This is a genomic window from Bradyrhizobium sp. USDA 4449 (assembly GCF_054056275.1).
The window spans coordinates 1108071-1126131 of sequence record NZ_JBSRYD010000001.1; the positions used below are offsets into that span (position 1 = coordinate 1108071).

The 18061-nt window shown below is 65.0% G+C and carries 11 protein-coding genes; 7 read left to right on the forward strand and 4 right to left on the reverse strand.

Annotated features, from left to right (window positions below):
- Nucleotides 1–203: 203 nt before the first annotated feature.
- Nucleotides 204–986: a histidinol-phosphatase gene (hisN, locus tag ACVIIW_RS05280; protein ID WP_456699775.1), complete on the forward strand. Its 783-nt coding sequence runs from the start codon at nt 204–206 to the stop codon at nt 984–986.
- A 102-nt stretch (nt 987–1088) separates the two neighbouring features.
- Here hisN and ACVIIW_RS05285 read toward each other — a convergent pair whose 3' ends face one another.
- Nucleotides 1089–1979: a LysR substrate-binding domain-containing protein gene (locus tag ACVIIW_RS05285; protein ID WP_456699776.1), complete on the reverse strand. Its 891-nt coding sequence runs from the start codon at nt 1977–1979 to the stop codon at nt 1089–1091.
- Between the two features lie 89 nt (nt 1980–2068).
- Here ACVIIW_RS05285 and ACVIIW_RS05290 point away from each other — a divergent pair, with 89 nt between their 5' ends.
- Nucleotides 2069–2821, forward strand: a complete 753-nt coding sequence (locus ACVIIW_RS05290; protein ID WP_456699777.1) for a sulfite exporter TauE/SafE family protein — start codon at nt 2069–2071, stop codon at nt 2819–2821.
- Nucleotides 2822–2826: 5 nt separating this feature from the next.
- Here the strand turns inward: ACVIIW_RS05290 and ACVIIW_RS05295 are convergent, their stop codons facing one another.
- Nucleotides 2827–3459: a LysE family translocator gene (locus ACVIIW_RS05295; protein WP_456699778.1), complete on the reverse strand. Its 633-nt coding sequence runs from the start codon at nt 3457–3459 to the stop codon at nt 2827–2829.
- Between the two features lie 218 nt (nt 3460–3677).
- Here ACVIIW_RS05295 and ACVIIW_RS05300 point away from each other — a divergent pair, with 218 nt between their 5' ends.
- Together ACVIIW_RS05300 and ACVIIW_RS05305 are read left to right on the forward strand one after the other, a co-directional pair.
- A complete protein-coding gene (locus tag ACVIIW_RS05300) occupies nt 3678–5474 on the forward strand; it encodes an adenylate/guanylate cyclase domain-containing protein (RefSeq protein WP_456699779.1) in 1797 nt (598 codons plus the stop codon).
- 175 nt (nt 5475–5649) lie between these two features.
- A complete protein-coding gene (locus ACVIIW_RS05305; RefSeq protein ID WP_456699780.1) occupies nt 5650–8454 on the forward strand; it encodes a di-heme-cytochrome C peroxidase in 2805 nt (934 codons plus the stop codon).
- 78 nt (nt 8455–8532) lie between these two features.
- On the opposite strand, the gene ACVIIW_RS05310 is transcribed toward ACVIIW_RS05305, so the two are convergent.
- Complete coding sequence (locus ACVIIW_RS05310) at nt 8533–9480, reverse strand: alpha/beta fold hydrolase (protein WP_456699781.1); 948 nt, start codon at nt 9478–9480, stop codon at nt 8533–8535.
- A 232-nt stretch (nt 9481–9712) separates the two neighbouring features.
- Between ACVIIW_RS05310 and ACVIIW_RS05315 the strand changes: the two genes are divergently transcribed.
- Nucleotides 9713–10183 (forward strand): Hsp20 family protein, encoded by a 471-nt coding sequence (locus tag ACVIIW_RS05315; RefSeq protein WP_177243510.1) that lies wholly within the window; start codon nt 9713–9715, stop codon nt 10181–10183.
- A gap of 325 nt (nt 10184–10508) precedes the next feature.
- Here the strand turns inward: ACVIIW_RS05315 and ACVIIW_RS05320 are convergent, their stop codons facing one another.
- Nucleotides 10509–11234 carry a hypothetical protein gene (locus ACVIIW_RS05320; RefSeq protein ID WP_456699782.1) on the reverse strand — a complete coding sequence of 242 codons (726 nt, stop codon included), beginning with the start codon at nt 11232–11234 and terminating at the stop codon, nt 10509–10511.
- A 492-nt stretch (nt 11235–11726) separates the two neighbouring features.
- On the opposite strand from ACVIIW_RS05320, the gene gltB reads away from it, so the two are divergent.
- Nucleotides 11727–16460 (forward strand): glutamate synthase large subunit, encoded by a 4734-nt coding sequence (gene gltB, locus ACVIIW_RS05325; RefSeq protein WP_456699783.1) that lies wholly within the window; start codon nt 11727–11729, stop codon nt 16458–16460.
- Between the two features lie 149 nt (nt 16461–16609).
- A complete protein-coding gene (locus ACVIIW_RS05330; protein ID WP_456699784.1) occupies nt 16610–18061 on the forward strand; it encodes a glutamate synthase subunit beta in 1452 nt (483 codons plus the stop codon).

Consider the following 18061-nt stretch of genomic DNA (forward strand, 5'->3'; position numbering starts at 1 on the left):
AGACGAACGAGGCATATACGGAACTAAGCTCTCAACACTGTGATCGATATTTGACCAGCGAATGGCTCGCGAGGCGGCTCATTTGGGCTGCCGGTATCCGCGCCCAAAATACCGGGGTGCAAACCAAGACAGCGCTGCACGGGAGGGGCGAATTGAGCTAGGCAGATGAGAGCTTCACCCGACTTTCGTTTTGAGGATGCGCCGTGACGGTGATCGACTTCTCTGCCTTCATCGGACGGCTCGCCACCGCCTCCGGCGAAACCATCCTGCCGTTCTTCCGCACCTCGCTGTCGATCGACGACAAGAGCAAGACCAAGGATTTCGACCCTGTGACGGAGGCCGACCGCGCCGCCGAGGCGGTGATGCGGCGCCTGATCAAGGCGAGCTTCCCCCAGCACGGCATCGTCGGCGAGGAATTCGGCAACGAGCGCGAGGACGCCGACTATGTCTGGGTGCTCGACCCCATCGACGGCACCAAGTCTTTCATCGGCGGCTTTCCGATCTGGGGCACGCTGATCGCGCTTCTGCACAAGGGCATGCCCGTCTACGGCATGATGCACCAGCCCTTCATCGGCGAGCGCTTCTCCGGCGACAACGGCTCGGCCAACTACAAGGGACCGTCCGGCGAGCGCCGGCTCCAGGTCCGCCGCTGCGCCTCGCTCTCGGAGGCGACGACCTACACCACCTCTCCCCTGCTGATGAACGAGCGCGACCGCGCCACCTTCGGCCGGATCGAGCGGGGTGCGCGGCTGTCGCGCTACGGCGGCGATTGCTATTCCTATTGCATGCTCGCCGCCGGCCATGTCGATCTCGTGGTCGAGACCGAGCTGAAGCCTTACGACATCGCGGCCCTGATCCCGATCGTCACCGGCGCCGGCGGCGTCGTCACCACCTGGGAGGGCAAGCCCGCCCAGGGCGGCGGTCGCATCATCGCGGCCGGCGACGCCAGAGTTCACGAAGAAGCACTCAAGCTGCTCAATCAATAACAACGCGAGTGGAAGCCTGCATGATCAGTCTCACGCAGGGGCTCTCGGGCCGAAGGTGCTGATCGACAACCGCGGCGGCCACGGCGGCGTGCCTGGCATATCTCACACCGACGCCGCCCTCAAATGCTCCACCAGCATCTTGGCCGGCCTTGGCAGCGCCTTGAAACTCCGGGCGCAGATCACGAGCCGCCGGTTGGCCCAGGTGTCGCGCAGGCGCACCATCGCGAGCGGCATCAGCTTGGCGCAGCGGCGGGCGGCGGATTCCGGCACCAGCGCGACGCCGACATCGGCTGAGACCAGCTGGCAGATCGCGTCGAAATCGCGTAGCCGCGCGCGGTAATGCGGACGCATGCCGAGCCGGGCTGCGTGTTTTGAAATATGCATCTGGAGCGCGGTCGCGCTGGTGAGGCCGACGAATTCGCAATCGTTCGCCTCCTGGAAGTCGATCTGGCGACGGCCGGCGAATGGACCGCGTCTGGACGTCACCAGGGTCAGGCGGTCCTCGCTGAAGACAAAGCGTTCGATATGATCGGGCAGCGCGTGCTCGGCGGCGAAGCCGAGATCCGCGGCGCCTGCGGTGATCGCCGCCGCGATGTCGGTGCTCTCACGCTCCTCGATGTCGATGGCGACGTCGCGATGCTCGCGCAGGAAGCCGGCGAGTGCCTTCGGCAGATGCTCCGACAGGCCCGAGGTATTGGCGAGGAAGTGCACGCTGGCGCGGACGCCGCTGGCGAAGCCTGCGAGATCGCCGCGCATGGCGTCGACCTGGTGAATCACGAGCCGGGCATGATCGAGCAGGCTCTCGCCGGCGGCGGTCAATTCCACGCCGCGCCGCAGGCGCTTGAGCAGGGCGACGCCGAGCGCATCCTCGAGCCCCTTGATCCGCGCGCTGGCCGATGCCAGCGCCAGATGCGACCGTTCCGCACCGCGGGTGATGCTGCGCTGATCGGCGACCGCGATGAAGAGCTGGAGATCGACGAGATCGAAACGCATGGCAGGTCTCCCTAGCCTTCGTTGTTTACGAAGGCATTCTCCGTAACCTCCAGATTGTGCGCGGGCGCGGCTTCGGTCAATGTGCAGGCATGATCGACCCGCTTCTCATTCTCGTCGCCGCCGTCTTCCTGGTCGCCGGATTCGTCAAGGGCGTCGTCGGGCTTGGCCTGCCGACCGTGTCCATGGGCCTGCTCGCGGTGAACATGGCGCCGAGCCGCGCGATCGCGATCGTGATCGTGCCCGCCATCGTCACCAACATCTGGCAGACGTTTGTCGGCCCGCATCTGCGCGACATCCTGAGGCGGCTATGGCCACTGATGATCGGCACCGTGCTCGGATGCTGGCTGAATGCCGGAGCGCTGACGGGTCCCCATGCCCGCTACGGCACCGTGGTGCTCGGCGTGCTGCTGGTGATCTACGCCATCGTCGGCCTCAGCAAATTCAAGTTCCACGTCGCGCCGCGCAACGAGAAATGGGTCGGCGGCGTGGTCGGCGTCATCACCGGCGTGATCTCGGCCTCGACTGGCGTGCAGGTGATCCCCTCGATGCCGTTCATGCAGGCGATCGGGATGGAGAAGGACGAGCTGGTGCAGGCGCTCGGCGTGTTCTTCACCACCGCCACGCTCGCGCTCGCCTTCAACCTCACCGCCGGCGGATTGTTGACCCCGGCCAATGCCGTGCCGGGTGCCATCGCCATGGCGATGGCCTTTGCCGGCATGTATATCGGCCAGTCGGTACGGGCACGGATGCCGGCGGAGGCGTTTCGCCGCTGGTTCCTGGTCGCCATGGTCTTGCTCGGCATTTATCTCGCCGGCAGCGCGCTGCTGAAGCAGGTCGCCTGAGCGCGCTAGCGCGCCTCCAGCATGGCGACGCGGATGCCGAGATAGATGAAGAGGCCGCCGAGCGCCCGGTTGACCCAGGCGATCACGCCTTCGGACTGCCGCAGCCGGTTGGCGGCCCTGGCCGCGAACGCTGCCAGCACAAGGCACCACAGCGTCCCCGTGCAGATGAAGATCAGGCCGAGCGTCAGGAACGCCAGCGGCTTGTGCGGCGCGTCGGCTGCGACGAATTGTGGCAGGAAGGCCAGGAAGAACAGCGCGACCTTGGGATTGAGCGCGTTGGTGAAGACGCCCTGGAGGAACACCCGCCGCAGCGAGCTTCGCTCGGCCTCGTTCTTCACCGCCAGCAGCGCCGGCCGCGACCACAGCATCTGGAGCCCGGTCAGGACCAGATAGGCGGCACCGACCAGCTTCAGGAGCGAGAATGCGGTGGAAGAGGCCATCAAAAGCGCCGAAAGACCGATTGCGGCGCCGGCGACGTGGAAAAAGCAGCCACAGCTGATTCCGAAGGCGGCCGCCGCCCCGCCGCGCCAGCCCATCTGCATGCTGCGGCCGATCACATAGACGGTATCCGGCCCCGGTGTGATGTTGAGCAGCACGCCCGAGAGGACGAAGAGCCAGATTTCGTGAATGCCCAGCATGTGACGTACCCCGCGACTGTCCGCCTCGAGAACTTGCCCTTAGTCGGTTCGCACCCCGTCGTCCACCGCCGGAAACGCCTAGGATTTGTCTTGAATTTGCAATGCGGTTCATACTTTCGCTCGGCTTCATCTGCTCTATAAAGACTCCTGTTCTTGAAATGCGGGATTCGCGGAGGCCGCCGTACCGGCGGCGCCCGCTCCCCTGGAGCTCCGAGGATATGGAAAGACGTCTGGCTGCCATCGTCTGCGCCGATGTCGCCGGTTATTCCCGGATGATGGGTGCTGACGAGGCCGGCACCCATGCCGCCTTCAAGGCCCACCGCAGCGCGATCCACCCCATCATCCTCAATCACGGCGGCCGTGTCGTCAAAAACACCGGCGACGGCTTCCTGCTGGAGTTTCCCTCCATCGTCGGCGCCACGGAGGCGGCGATCGCGATGCAGGTGCTGATGGCGGAGCGCAATCTCCATCTGCCCGCCGACCGCGCCATGCAGTTCCGGCTCGGCATCCATATGGGCGACGTCATCGCCGACGAGGACGAGGTGTTCGGTGACGATGTCAACATCGCCGTCCGCCTGGAATCGGTGGCGAGCCCCGGGGGTTTCGCCATCTCGGCCAAGGCTTACCGCGAGGCCAGCAAGCATCTGAGCGTGGCGCTGGTCGATGGCGGCAACCACCGCTTCAAGAACATCAAGGATCCGATCGGGGTCTGGACCTGGACGCCCGACGGCGCGCCGGCACTTGCGTCCGAGTTCAGGGAAGGATCGGCGCTCTCGCAGGCCTCCCGCACCGCGATCGTCGGCGTGCTGCCCTTCGCCAACCTCAGCGACGCCCAGGACGAATATTTCTCCGACGGCCTGACCGAGGATCTGATCCACGCGCTGTCGCTGCAGTCGTTCTACCGCGTGCTGAGCCGCAACTCGACCTTCGCCTTCAAGGGCAAGAATGCGAGCACCCGCGTGATCGCGCGCGAAATCGACGCCACCTATCTGATCCAGGGCTCGGTGCGGCGCGCCGGCGCCAAGATCCGCGTCACAGCCGAACTGATCGCGCCCGAAACCGGCGAGCAGCTCTGGACCGGCCGCTATGACCGCGACATCGGCGACTTCTTCGCCATGCAGGACGAGATCACGACCAATCTGTCCGCGGCCATCGCCACCGAGATCGTCCGGGCCGAGGCCTCCGCGCCCGCGCGCCCGACCAACGACGTCACTGCCTGGGACCGCTTCTTGAAGGGCCTGTCGCATTATTACCGGCAGACCAAGGAAGATCTGGGCGCTGCCGTTGAGCTGTTCAGGGAGGCGATCGCGCTCGATCCCAAACTGTCGATTGCACACGCCTATCTCGCCACGATCCAGATCCAGAGCATCCAGTTCGGCTGGGTCAAGGGCACCCGCGAGATGTGGAGCGAGGCGATGCGGCTTGCCGAAACCAGCGTCCGGCTCGACCCGCGCTCGTCCTTTGCGTTCTCGATCCTGTCCTGGGCGCACGCGATGGAAGGCCATGACGAGGCGGCGATGGATGCCGCCAAGCGCGCCGTGGCCCTCAACCCCTACGACGTGGGCGCGCGCGGCGTGCTCGGCATCTGCCATTTCGTCATCGGCCAGCACCGTCAGGCGATCGAACTGTTTTCGATGGCCGCCCAGCGCGACAACAGCGATCCACGTTATCAGTGGGCCGCGCTGAACGCCTTCAGCCACTACCTCGTCCGCCAATACGACGCGACCTTGTCCTGGGCCCGCGAGCAGCTCTACATCAATCCGAACCACATGCAGGCCCTGGCGATCCGCGCCGCAGCGCTGGCGCAATTGGGCCGGACCGACGAGGCGGCCGAGGCGGCCAGCGTGCTGATGAGCAATTACCCGACCCTCAATGTCGACCGCCATTTGCGGAATTTTCACTGGAAGCGGCCCGAGGACATCGCGCATTACCGCGAGGGTCTCCTGAAGGCGGGCGTGCCCGCCAGCAAGCTCACGCTGGTCCAGGGCGACCTCAGGCGCGCTGCCGAATCCTGAGGATGAGCTGGCGCGTGCGCCGCAATCTCACCACTGGCTTTATTGACACAACGGTGAATTCCGCCACACTCCTTCACACGCTGAAGTAGTATGAATTACTGTCGGTTTGTTAGAACTTTCCGCGCTTATCGGCGCGTCCGTATTTCACGATTCGCTGTTTTCAGGATTTTGGGTCATGAACGATTCCGTCTCGAAGCCGCCCGTCGATCCCTCGACCCAGGTCTCGCCGAACAATCCCTGCCCGTTCCTGCGCGGCCTCGTCGGCGAAGGCTTCGTCGAGGGTGGAACGGTGCCACTTCGGACGCTGTCGCAGACCATCGCAAATGCGAGCGGCGAGACTGGCGCGAAGAAGACGCTGGCGCGCATCCAGGTCCGTGGCGTTGCGCTGATCGCCAACGGTGCCTGTCACATCCTGCAGAGTATCTTCTGGGGAGCGCAGCTCAACCGCTTGCGCGGCGGCCCGCTCGACAAGCTCGGCGCCGGCTCACGCATCCTCGGCATCGACGGGCGCGTCAACGAAGACGAGATCGCGCGGCTCGCCGGTTTCGGCGCCACCTGTGCCGATCCCGATGGCGGCGCCGAGGTCGGGCTCAACGCCTCGCAGATCGAGATGTTCATGAAGGACAATCTCAAGCGCGCCGGCAACCAGGCGCGCTGGTACTACCCGATGCTGATGAAGTTCGAATGGCCGATCCTGCTCAAGATCATGGGCAAGGGTCAGGGAGACGATCGCTATCTCAGCGTGGCCGAGGTGAGGACATTGTTCAACGAGCGCAAATTTCCCGACAGGATCACCCAGCGGGTCGTCAGCCAGCCGGTCACCCCGCCCTCGCTGATCTTGCGCGCGGGCGGTGGACTGGTCGCAGCGCTTCTTGTTTTTGGCATCGTGACGTTGCGCTTTCCCGATCAATTCCAGCCGCTGCTGCCCCATGTCATCGGCCAGTTCGTCGCCCCGCCGCTGCCGAGGCTCGTCGAACCCCGCGCGGCGTACTGGCTCGAGCAGAACTGGGCGCTGGAGGACCGGCACTGGTTTCATCACGCCAGCCAGGGCACCGCGACCTTCCCGGTGCCCTATCGCTGGTTCATGGCGCTGGAGCAGCCGCGGCTTCACTTCTTCGCAAAGCCCGGGATGCTGCACGACAGCGACCATCTGCAGCGCTTCGGCTTCATCCCGAGCCCGCAGACGATCAACACCGACGACGCCACGTTGCGCCAATTCGGCTATGCCAATGTCTACGACAAGTCCAAGCCGGTGCCGGCGCGGCTGTGGGATCCGCCGGTCAATTGGGGCGCCCAGGTTGAGAACGTCGATGGCCTGCCCGTCGGCTTTGCGCGGATGACCGGCGTGGCCGATCCCGCGACCGGCAAGGTCGGCGAAGACCGGATCGGCCTGACTTGCGCCGCCTGCCACACCGGCCAGATCCACTACAAGGGCATCGACATCCGCTTCGACGGCGGCCCGGCGATGACCGACCTCAGGAAGCTCGAGATCACGACCGGCCTGTCGATCGCCTACACGCTGCTCGTGCCCGGTCGCTTCACCCGCTTTGCCGACCGCGTGCTCGGCGCCTCCGCCGGCGACGCGGACCGCGATGCGCTGAAGCAGAAGCTGAGTGCGATCGGCACATTCCTGAAAGACTGGGAAACCACCTACGACAAGACCATCGCAGGCAAGACGAGGCTCAACGAGAAGACGAAACGGGAGGAGCAGCAGCAGGACACCGAGGAAGGATACGGCCGCCTCGACGCGCTCAACCGCATCGGCAACCAGGTCTTCGCCCAGGACATGACGCTCAGCGGGCTCAGCGGCTTCGAGAAGAATCTGCATGCCAAGGACGCGCCGGTCAGTTTCCCGCCGATCTGGACCGTGCCCTGGCTCAAATTCGCGCAATATGACGCCTCGATCGAACAACCGCTGATCCGCAATGCCGGCGAGGCGCTGGGCGTGACCGCGCTGCTCAATCTGTCCGACTCGACGCCCAAGGACACTCTGTTCCGCTCCTCGATGGACATCAGGAATCTGAACTGGATCGAGGACCTGCTGAAGGGATCGGCGCCGTATCCGAAAAAACAGCTCTCCGGATTGACCTCACCGAAATGGCCCTCCGACATCATCGGCGATGCCGCCTGGAAGATCGATGAGGAGCGCGTCAAACGCGGACGAAAACTCTATGCGGAGATCTGCGCCGAATGCCATCTCGGTCCGGTCAACGATTCCGTGTTCGACGCCGAATTTCCGGAGCAGAGCGTCTGGGCCTCACGATGGGAGACCATCGGCAAGGACACATTCCTCAACGAGGTCCAGAAAGGCGTCAGAGGCATGGGGACCGATCCTGCGCAGGCCAGCGTGCTGGCGACGCGCACGGTTCAGGTGCCGGGCTTTCTCAAGCTCGATCCCTCGCAGAATCTCAACACGTGGTGGAAATGCAACCTGCCAGAGGTGTCTTCGACGGACATGCCCTATTCGCTCGGCCTGATGGTGCTCGTCGACATCGTCAGCCGCAAGGCGATGAAGGACGCCAAGATCAGTCGGGAGGAGCAGGATGATTGGTGGGGCAAGCGCCAGAACTGCCCCAATCCCGGACCGCCGCCGCCGGACAAGCCGGAGAAGGGACCCTGGTATCGCGCGCGCCCGCTCAACGGCGTCTGGGCCACCGCGCCGTACCTGCACAACGGATCGGTGCCCTCGCTCTACTGGATGTTGAGCCCCGCCGCGGAGCGCCCCAAATCGTTCTGCATGGGCGGCGATCGCGACTACGATCCGAAGCAGGTCGGCTTCGCAGTCACCGACGACGAGAGTTGCAAGACGGGGCAGTCGCGTTTCTCGACGCGAGCCTCTGACGGCACGGAGATGTACGGCAACAGCAATGCCGGGCACTCGTTCGAGGGCAACGGGACGGCACACAAGGACGGCGTCGTCGGCCGCGAGCTCAAGGAGCAGGAGCGCTACGATTTGATCGAGTATCTGAAGACGCTGTGAGGGCACACCGTCACTGCGAGCGAAGCGAAGCAATCCGGAGGGCTCCTCGCAATGAGGAGGATGGGGCCAGCCCGCCGCTCACTTGAACAGCGGCGTGCCCGGCACGAACGCATCGAACGCCGCCCAGAACTGGGAGCGGTAGCGGTCCTGCTCCTGGAGGATCTCGTGCTTGGAGCCGGCGATGACCAGATGCGAGCCGGCGCGCAAATGATAGGCGAACTCCTCGATCGCCGCGGTCGAGACCACGGCATCGTTGGACGCCGCCAGCATCAGGATCGGCTGGCGGATCTCGGAGGGGTAGTTCATACCCTTGAAGGTGTGCATGGCGCGGAAGGCGGTATCGGCCCAGGCGACCGTCGGCGACGCGAGACCCAGCGTCGGGTCCTCCTCCAGGATCGCGGCGTTGCGTGCATAGCGCACGGGATCGCTGGTCAGGGGGTTGTTGATGAAGGGTGACAGTCCGGTCAGTCGTTCGCTGCCGCCGGGGACGTAGGCGCCGCCGCGCCCCATCATCCGCATCGTCTTCAACATCAGCCGCACCGGGAACGAGGTGGAGCGGCCGGGTAGATCGATCATCGGCGCCGACAGCACCATGCGGTCGAACCAACGCTTGCCGGCATGGGCAAGGCGCAACAGCACTGCGCCGCCCATGGAATGGGCCAACGCGAAGTACGGCGGCGGACAATCCGGCAGCACCACCTGCTGCACGAAGGCTTCGACGTCGATCTCATAGTCGGCGAAATTACGCACATAGCCCTTGCGCGGATCGCGCAGGCGGCGCGCCGAATGGCCCTGCCCGCGCCAATCGACGATCGCCACGGCAAAACCGCGGTCGCGCAGGTCGCGCACGGTCTCGAAATATTTCTCGATCTGCTCGCTGCGCCCGGTGAAAACGCAGACCGTGCCCTTGCGGTTCGCCGGCGGCGCCCAGCGGGCGAACCGCAGCTCGACGCCGTCAGGCGTCTTGATGGTGCCGCTGACGACGTCTTCGGGAACGGGGTTGGACGGAATCGAGACCAGCGTCATGATCGGAAGGGCTTGGCGCCAAGTGCTGTGAACAAGTGCTGCAAATCAAGGGGCGGGAGCGCCGAAAAGGGGCTGATGCCGCCCTCTTGAACGCCGTCTGGACCCACCCATATCATCTTCGTGCAGGCCGCTACCAGTGTTTCGGAACCGGAACATCAGGCTGCACACAGACTAAAGCCCGGCCCGATTGGCGGGCGGGTTAGCCAACAGTCGCTCAATGGAGGACTTGACCATGCGTACCTACGATCTCACCCCGTTCTATCGTTCCACCGTCGGCTTCGACCGTCTCTTCAACCTGCTCGACCAGACGAGCTCGGACGGCAGCCCCGGTTATCCCCCCTACAACATCGAGCGCACCGGCGAGAACGCCTACCGCATCACTGTTGCGGTCTCCGGCTTTGCCAAGGATGAGCTCTCCATCGTCGCGAAGGAAAACACGCTGACGATCAAGGGCGAGAAAGTCGCCAATGAGAACTCGAAAGCCGAAGTGCTCTATCGCGGCATCGCCGCGCGTGCCTTCGAGCGTGCCTTCCAGCTTGCCGACTTCGTGCAGGTGAAGGATGCCTCGCTCGAGAACGGCCTGCTCCACGTCGACCTCGTGCGCGAGATTCCCGAAGCCAAGAAGCCGCGCCAGATCGCGATCAACACGGGCGCTGCCAAGGCGCAGGTGATCGAGAGCAAGGCCGAGCAAGCGGCCGCCTAAGCCCCGACGAACCAGGTTGCGAAAACGCCCCGGTGCCCCCGGGGCGTTTTTTTGCATCGCATCACAGAGCGGAGAGGCCGCGTGATGCAGCGTCCGCACGAGGGCTGATTGCAGAAGGCGCCTGTAGATCTCAGGCGCCTTTTGTTTTGTCCGACTGTCTCCGCGATCGCGGTTGTCGTCCCCGCAGCACAGGGAGCAGTTTGCCGAAGATCGGAGGTCCGGTACTCGCACCTCATCCCCACCGACAGATCACGCGGCATGGGTCCCTCGTTCGCAGGGACGACAGCGTGAGTGCGGCTGGCGCTATCGCGTTAAACGCGCGTCATCAATCCAGCCCTTGCACTGCGGGCATCTCCTGTGTCGGCAAAATGGCGGGGGCCGGCTTGGCCTGGACGACGGTTGGAGCGGCGGCCTGCGGCGCGGCCTCGGCGGCCTTTGGCTGCATGGCTGCGGTCTGCTGCGCCGGCTGCTCCGCGGGCTTCGCGGCCGCCACCGGTGTCTCGGCACGCTGCGGACCCGCCTTCGGGAGCGGAACGGTACGGCTGGCGACATGCGGGATCGGGGCCGGCGGGCGCGGCGGGCCGCCGCGGACCATGGTCGGCGCCGGCAGCGCGCTTTGCGGCCGGTAAGGCGTGACCTGCGGCTCGCCATAGGCGGGCGCCATGCCATAGGCGTCAGCGGCCGGCATGAAGCGGATGATCCGGCCGTCGCGGGCGTCGATGACCAGCCGGCCGTCGTCGCCGCGGCGGTCGATGACCGCGATGGTGTAGACAGCGCCGCGCAGGTGCGGGATGCCGAGCGGGGAAAAGCCATTGTCGCGCAGCACGGCATAGACCTCGGTCGCCGGCAGCAGCGCCGGCGCGGGGCCGCGCTCCTCATACCCGTAGCCGTAACGCGGCGGCCGCAGAGCGTCCGGCGCGTAAGGTCCGTCGAAATCGGACACGGCAACATAGGCTCCGCCCGAAAGTCCGCTCGCTGGAACCTGTGCCTGGGCAGCAGGTGCAGCCAGCGCCAGCGTGGCAGCAGCCACACATCCTGTGAAAAACTTCATGGTCGACACGCTCCTGTCAGGCCCCCGGATGGTCGCACTCTTTCGCTTCTTGCGGGCGTGGCGCGCCTGTCGAGGGGCTGATCCGAAGCATCAGGGGGGATTCCGGCGCCGCTTGGGCCGGATCAGGGCGCGTTTGCTTCAAAACCGGGGCCGCGCAACTTTCGGAAAGCGATCGATTGACTTGTGAGGAATCGGGACTTCCGCGCGCTTGTGTGATAGACAAAAATTTGGCAAGGTGATGGTTAGGACAGGAAGACTGTCTCAATTTTGCTTGCGGTTCCGGCATAGGGATTGCAACGAAAGTCGGTGCTTTCGAGCACCATAAGGCAGCAGGAAAAGCCGTTCTCGGGGACGAAGAACGCCTTGGCCTGAATTTAAGAAAATGCGGCTCGCCAGCGGACGAGCGGTGACCCAGAGGCGGGTGCCGCGGAACGCCCAAGGTGCGCCGAAGATGGCGGTGAGACAGCTTGCCGCACGGAGAGGATTGGAACAATGAACGGGTCGCAATTCGAGCGCGGAAACATCGTGGCAGAAGAGCTGTCGGCGACGGTCGCCTCGAAAACGACCGATCCGATTCAGGAGCACAATTCACGGCCAGAAGCCGAGGGTCTCTACGATCCGAGCCTGGAGAAGGATTCCTGCGGCGTCGGCTTCATCGCCAACATCAAGGGCCAGAAGTCGCACGCGATCGTCTCGGACGCGCTCAGCATCCTCTGCAACCTCGAGCATCGCGGCGCCGTCGGCGCCGATCCGCGCGCCGGTGACGGCGCCGGCATCCTGGTGCAGATCCCGCACGCCTTCTTCAGCCGCAAGGCCAAGGAGAACAAGTTCGAGCTGCCGGCGCCGGGCGAATATGCCATCGGCGCGCTGTTCATGCCGCGCGACACCGCCTGGCGCAACGTCATCAAGAGCATCATCGCCGACCAGATCAAGGAAGAGGGTCTGACCCTGCTCGGCTGGCGCGATGTGCCGACCGACAATTCCTCGCTCGGCGTCACCGTGAAGCCGACCGAGCCCGCCTGCATGCAGGTGTTCATCGGACGCAACGGCACCGCCAAGACCGAGGATGAGTTCGAGCGCCGGCTCTACATCCTGCGCAAGTCGATTTCGCAGGCGATCTACCAGCGCCGCGACCGCGGCCTGGCCGGCTATTACCCCTGCTCGATGTCCTGCCGTACCGTGATCTACAAGGGCATGTTCCTCGCCGACCAGCTCGGCAAGTACTATCCCGATCTGCACGAGCAGGATTTCGAGAGCGCGCTCGCGCTCGTGCACCAGCGCTTCTCGACCAACACCTTCCCGGCGTGGTCGCTGGCGCATCCCTACCGCATGATCGCGCATAACGGCGAGATCAACACGCTGCGCGGCAACACCAACTGGATGGCGGCGCGCCAGGCTTCCGTGAGCTCGGAGCTTTACGGCAAGGACATCAGCCGGCTCTGGCCGATCTCCTACGAAGGCCAGTCGGACACCGCCTGCTTCGACAACGCGCTCGAATTCCTGGTGCAGGGCGGCTACTCGCTGCCGCACGCCGTCATGATGATGATCCCGGAGGCGTGGGCCGGCAATCCCCTGATGGATGAGAAGCGCCGCGCCTTCTACGAATATCATGCCGCCCTGATGGAGCCCTGGGACGGCCCCGCCGCGATCGCATTCACCGATGGCCGCCAGATCGGCGCCACGCTGGACCGCAACGGGTTGCGGCCGGCACGTTATCTGGTGACCAGGGACGATCGCATCGTGATGGCGTCCGAAATGGGCGTGCTGACGATCCCCGAGGACCAGATCATCACCAAGTGGCGCTTGCAGCCCGGCAAGATGCTGCTGGTCGACCTCGAACAGGGCCGCCTGATCCCTGACGACGAGATCAAGGCCGATCTCGCCAGGAGCCATCCCTACAAGGAGTGGCTGGAGCGAACCCAGATCGTGCTGGAAGATCTGCCGCAGGTTCCGACCACGGGCGTGCGCTCGAACCTGTCGCTGCTCGATCGCCAGCAGGCGTTCGGCTATAGCCAGGAAGACATCGCGATCCTGATGACGCCGATGGCGGCCACCGGTGAAGAGGCTGCCGGCTCGATGGGCAACGACACGCCGATCTCGGCGCTGTCGGCCAAGGCCAAGCCGCTGTTCACCTACTTCAAGCAGAACTTCGCGCAGGTCACCAACCCGCCGATCGACCCGATCCGCGAGGAGCTGGTGATGAGCCTGGTCTCCATCATCGGACCGCGGCCGAACCTGTTCGACCTGAAGGGCCTTGCCACCACCAAGCGCCTTGAAGCGCGCCAGCCGATCCTGACCGATGCGGACCTCGAAAAGATTCGCTCGATCTCCGACGTGGCTGACTCCCACTTCAAGTCGCGCACGCTCGACACCACCTTCCACGCCGGTCTCGGGGCGGCCGGCATGGACCAGGTGCTGGACGAGCTCTGCGCGCGTGCGGAAAGCGCGGTGCGCGAGGGCGTCAACATCATCATCCTGTCCGACCGCATGGTGGGCACCGACCGGGTTGCGATCCCGTCGCTGCTGGCCTGCGCCTCCGTGCATCATCACCTGATCCGCACGGGCCTGCGCACCTCGGTCGGTCTCGTCGTCGAATCCGGCGAGCCGCGCGAAGTGCATCATTTCGCCTGCCTGGCCGGCTACGGCGCCGAAGCGATCAATCCGTACCTCGCGTTCGAAACCATCATCGCGATGAAGGACCGCCTGCCCGGCTCGCTCGACGATTACGAGATCGTCAAGCGTTACATCAAGTCGATCGGCAAGGGTCTCCTGAAGGTGATGTCCAAGATGGGCATCTCGACCTACCAGTCGTATTGCGGCGCGCAGATCTTCGACGCGGTCGGCCTCAAGGCTGATTTCGTCGCGAAGTTCTTCGCCGGCACGCATACCCGCGTCGAGGGCGTGGGCCTTGCCGAGATCGCGGAAGAAGCCGTGCGCCGGCATGCCGACGCGTTCGGCGAGGCGCTGGTCTACAAGACCGCGCTCGACGTCGGCGGCGAATATGCCTATCGCAGCCGCGGCGAGGACCATGCCTGGACTGCGGAATCAGTCGGCCTGCTGCAGCACGCCGCGCGCGGCAACTCGCTGGAGCGCTACCGCGCCTTCGCCAAGATCCTCAACGAGCAGTCGGAGCGTCTCTTGACGCTGCGCGGCCTGTTCCGGATCAAGAGCGCGGATGAAGAGAAGCGCAAGCCCATCCCGCTCGAGCAGGTCGAGCCGGCCAAGGACATCGTCAAGCGTTTCGCCACGGGCGCGATGAGCTTCGGCTCGATTTCACGCGAGGCACATACGACGCTCGCGATCGCCATGAACCGGATCGGCGGCAAGTCGAACACCGGCGAAGGCGGCGAGGAAGCCGACCGCTTCAAGCCGATGCCGAACGGCGACAGCATGCGCTCGGCAATCAAGCAGGTCGCCTCGGGCCGCTTCGGCGTCACCACGGAGTATCTCGTCAACTCCGACATGATGCAGATCAAGATGGCGCAAGGCGCCAAGCCCGGCGAAGGCGGCCAGCTGCCCGGCCACAAGGTCGATGCGACCATCGCCAAGGTCCGGCACTCGACGCCGGGCGTCGGCCTGATCTCGCCGCCGCCGCACCACGACATCTACTCGATCGAGGATCTCGCGCAGCTGATCTACGACCTCAAGAACGTCAACCCGACGGGCGACGTCTCGGTCAAGCTCGTCTCCGAGATCGGCGTCGGCACCGTGGCTGCGGGCGTCGCCAAGGCGCGCGCCGATCATGTCACCATCGCGGGCTTCGAGGGCGGCACCGGCGCGTCGCCGCTGACCTCGATCAAGCACGCAGGCTCGCCGTGGGAGATCGGCCTTGCCGAAACCCACCAGACGCTGGTGCGCGAGCGGCTGCGCAGCCGCATCGTGGTCCAGGTCGACGGCGGCTTCCGCACCGGCCGCGACGTCGTGATCGGTGCGTTGCTGGGCGCCGACGAGTTCGGCTTCGCCACCGCGCCCTTGATTGCGGCCGGCTGCATCATGATGCGCAAGTGCCATCTCAACACCTGCCCGGTCGGCGTCGCGACCCAGGACCCCGTCCTGCGCAAGCGCTTCACCGGCCAGCCCGAGCACGTGATCAACTACTTCTTCTTCGTCGCCGAGGAAGTCCGCGAGATCATGGCCTCGCTCGGCTTCCGCACCTTCAACGAGATGGTCGGCCAGGTTCAGCTGCTCGACCAGACCAAGCTGGTGGCGCACTGGAAGGCCAAGGGCCTCGATTTCTCGAAGCTGTTCGTCAAGCAGAAGGAAGAGAAGGGCCAGAAGATCTATCACTCCGAGCGCCAGAACCATCATCTGGAGGCGGTGCTCGACCGCACGCTGATCGAGAAGGCGCAGCCTTCGCTCGACCGCGGTGCGCCGGTGAAGATCGAGGCCAGGATCAACAGCACCAACCGCTCCGCGGGCGCGATGCTGTCGGGCGCGGTCGCCAAGATCTATGGCCATGCCGGCCTGCCGCAAGACACCATCCATGTCAGCCTCAAGGGCACGGCCGGCCAGGCCTTCGGGGCCTGGCTCGCCAACGGCGTCACCTTCGAGCTCGAGGGCGAAGCCAACGACTATGTCGGCAAGGGCCTCTCGGGCGGCAAGATCATCGTCAAGCCGCCGGCCAACAGCGGCATCGTGCCGGAAGAAAGCATCATCGTCGGCAACACCGTGATGTACGGCGCCATTCAGGGCGAGTGCTACTTCCGCGGCGTCGCCGGCGAACGCTTTGCCGTGCGCAACTCGGGCGCGGTCGCGGTGGTCGAAGGCGCGGGCGATCATTGCTGCGAATACATGACCGGCGGCATCGTGGTCGTGCTCGGCAAGACCGGGCGCAATTTCGCGGCCGGCATGTCGGGCGGCATCGCCTATGTGCTGGACGAGACCGGCGACTTCAACAAGCTGTGCAACATGGCGATGGTCGAGCTCGAGCCGGTGCTGTCGGAAGAGATGATCAACGCCGACACCTATCATCACTCCGGTGACCTCGAGGCGCATGGCCGGGTCGACGTGTTCAAGGATCTGCTCGACTCCGACGTCGAGCGTCTGCACGTCCTGATCTCGCGCCACGCGAAAGCGACCGGCTCCAAGCGCGCCGCCGACATCCTTGCCAATTGGAAGGAATGGCTGCCCAAATTCCGCAAGGTGATGCCGGTCGAGTACCGGCGCGCACTGCGCGAGATGGCCGCCAATGCGGACGCCGAGCCAAAAATTGCGATCGGGGCGTAAGGCACAAGGCATCACACCCCGTCATTGCCAGCGCAGCGAAGCAATCCAGAATTTCTTCTCGGACACGCTGGATTGCTTCGTCGCTTCGCTCCTCGCAATGACGGTTGAGGAAATAACAGACGAATTAGCCGGCAGGGACTTCGGGTTTAATGGGCAAGATCACGGGTTTTCTCGAAATCGAACGGCATGACCGCAGGTACACCCCGGTCGCCGAGCGCGTGAAGCACTACAACGAGTTCGTCGTTCCCTTGACCGAGAAGGAAACGCGCGACCAGGCCGCGCGCTGCATGAACTGCGGCATTCCCTACTGCCACGGCACCGGCTCGGTCGCGCCGGGCACGCCCGGCTGCCCGGTCAACAACCAGATCCCCGACTGGAACGACCTCGTCTATCAGGGCAATTGGGAAGAGGCTTCGCGCAATCTGCACTCGACCAACAATTTCCCCGAATTCACCGGCCGCATCTGCCCGGCGCCGTGCGAAGCGTCCTGCACGCTCAACATCGACGACAACCCCGTCACCATCAAGACCATCGAATGCGCGATCGTCGACCGCGCCTGGGACAATGGCTGGCTGAAGCCTGAAGTCGCAGCCGTGAAGACGGGCAAGAAAGTCGCGGTGATCGGCTCGGGTCCGGCCGGCATGGCCTGCGCGCAGCAGCTCGCGCGCGCCGGCCACGAGGTGCATCTGTTCGAGAAGTACGCCAAGGCCGGCGGACTGCTGCGCTACGGCATCCCCGACTTCAAGATGGAGAAGGGTGTCATCGACCGCCGCGTCAAGCAGATGGAGGGCGAAGGCGTCACCTTCCACTACAACAGCCATGTCGGCGTCGACGGCAATGTCGACCCGCGCGAGATGCTCAACCAGTACGACGCGATCGCGCTGACCGGCGGCGCGGAAGCCCCGCGCGACCTGCCGATCCCCGGCCGCGAGTTCGACGGCATCCACTACGCCATGGACTTCCTGCCGCAGCAGAACCGCCGTGTCTCCAGCGAGCCGCTGAACGGCGTCAAGGAGATCCTGGCCGGCGGCAAGCATGTCGTCGTCATCGGCGGCGGCGACACCGGATCGGACTGCATCGGCACTTCGCTGCGCCAGGGCGCGCTGTCCGTGACCCAGCTCGAGATCATGCCCGCACCGCCCGAGCGCGAGAACAAGGGCCTGACCTGGCCGAACTGGCCGCTGAAGATGCGCACGTCCTCGAGCCAGGCCGAAGGCGCGGTCCGCGAATTCGCCGTGCTGACGCAGAAGTTCTCGGGCGAGAACGGCAAGGTCAGGAAGCTGCACTGCGTGCGCGTCGACGACAAGTTCAAGCCGATCGAAGGCACCGAGTTCGAGCTCGATGCCGAGCTGGTCCTCCTTGCGATGGGCTTTGTGCACCCGGTGCACGAGGGCCTCTTGAAGCAGCTCGCCGTCGATCTCGACCCGCGCGGCAACGTCAAGGCCAACACGCTGGACTACCAGACCTCACGCCCGAACGTGTTCTCCGCCGGCGACATGCGCCGCGGCCAGTCGCTGGTGGTCTGGGCCATCCGCGAGGGCCGGCTGTGTGCCCGCTCGATCGACACGTTCCTGATGGGGAAGACGGATCTGCCAAGGTAG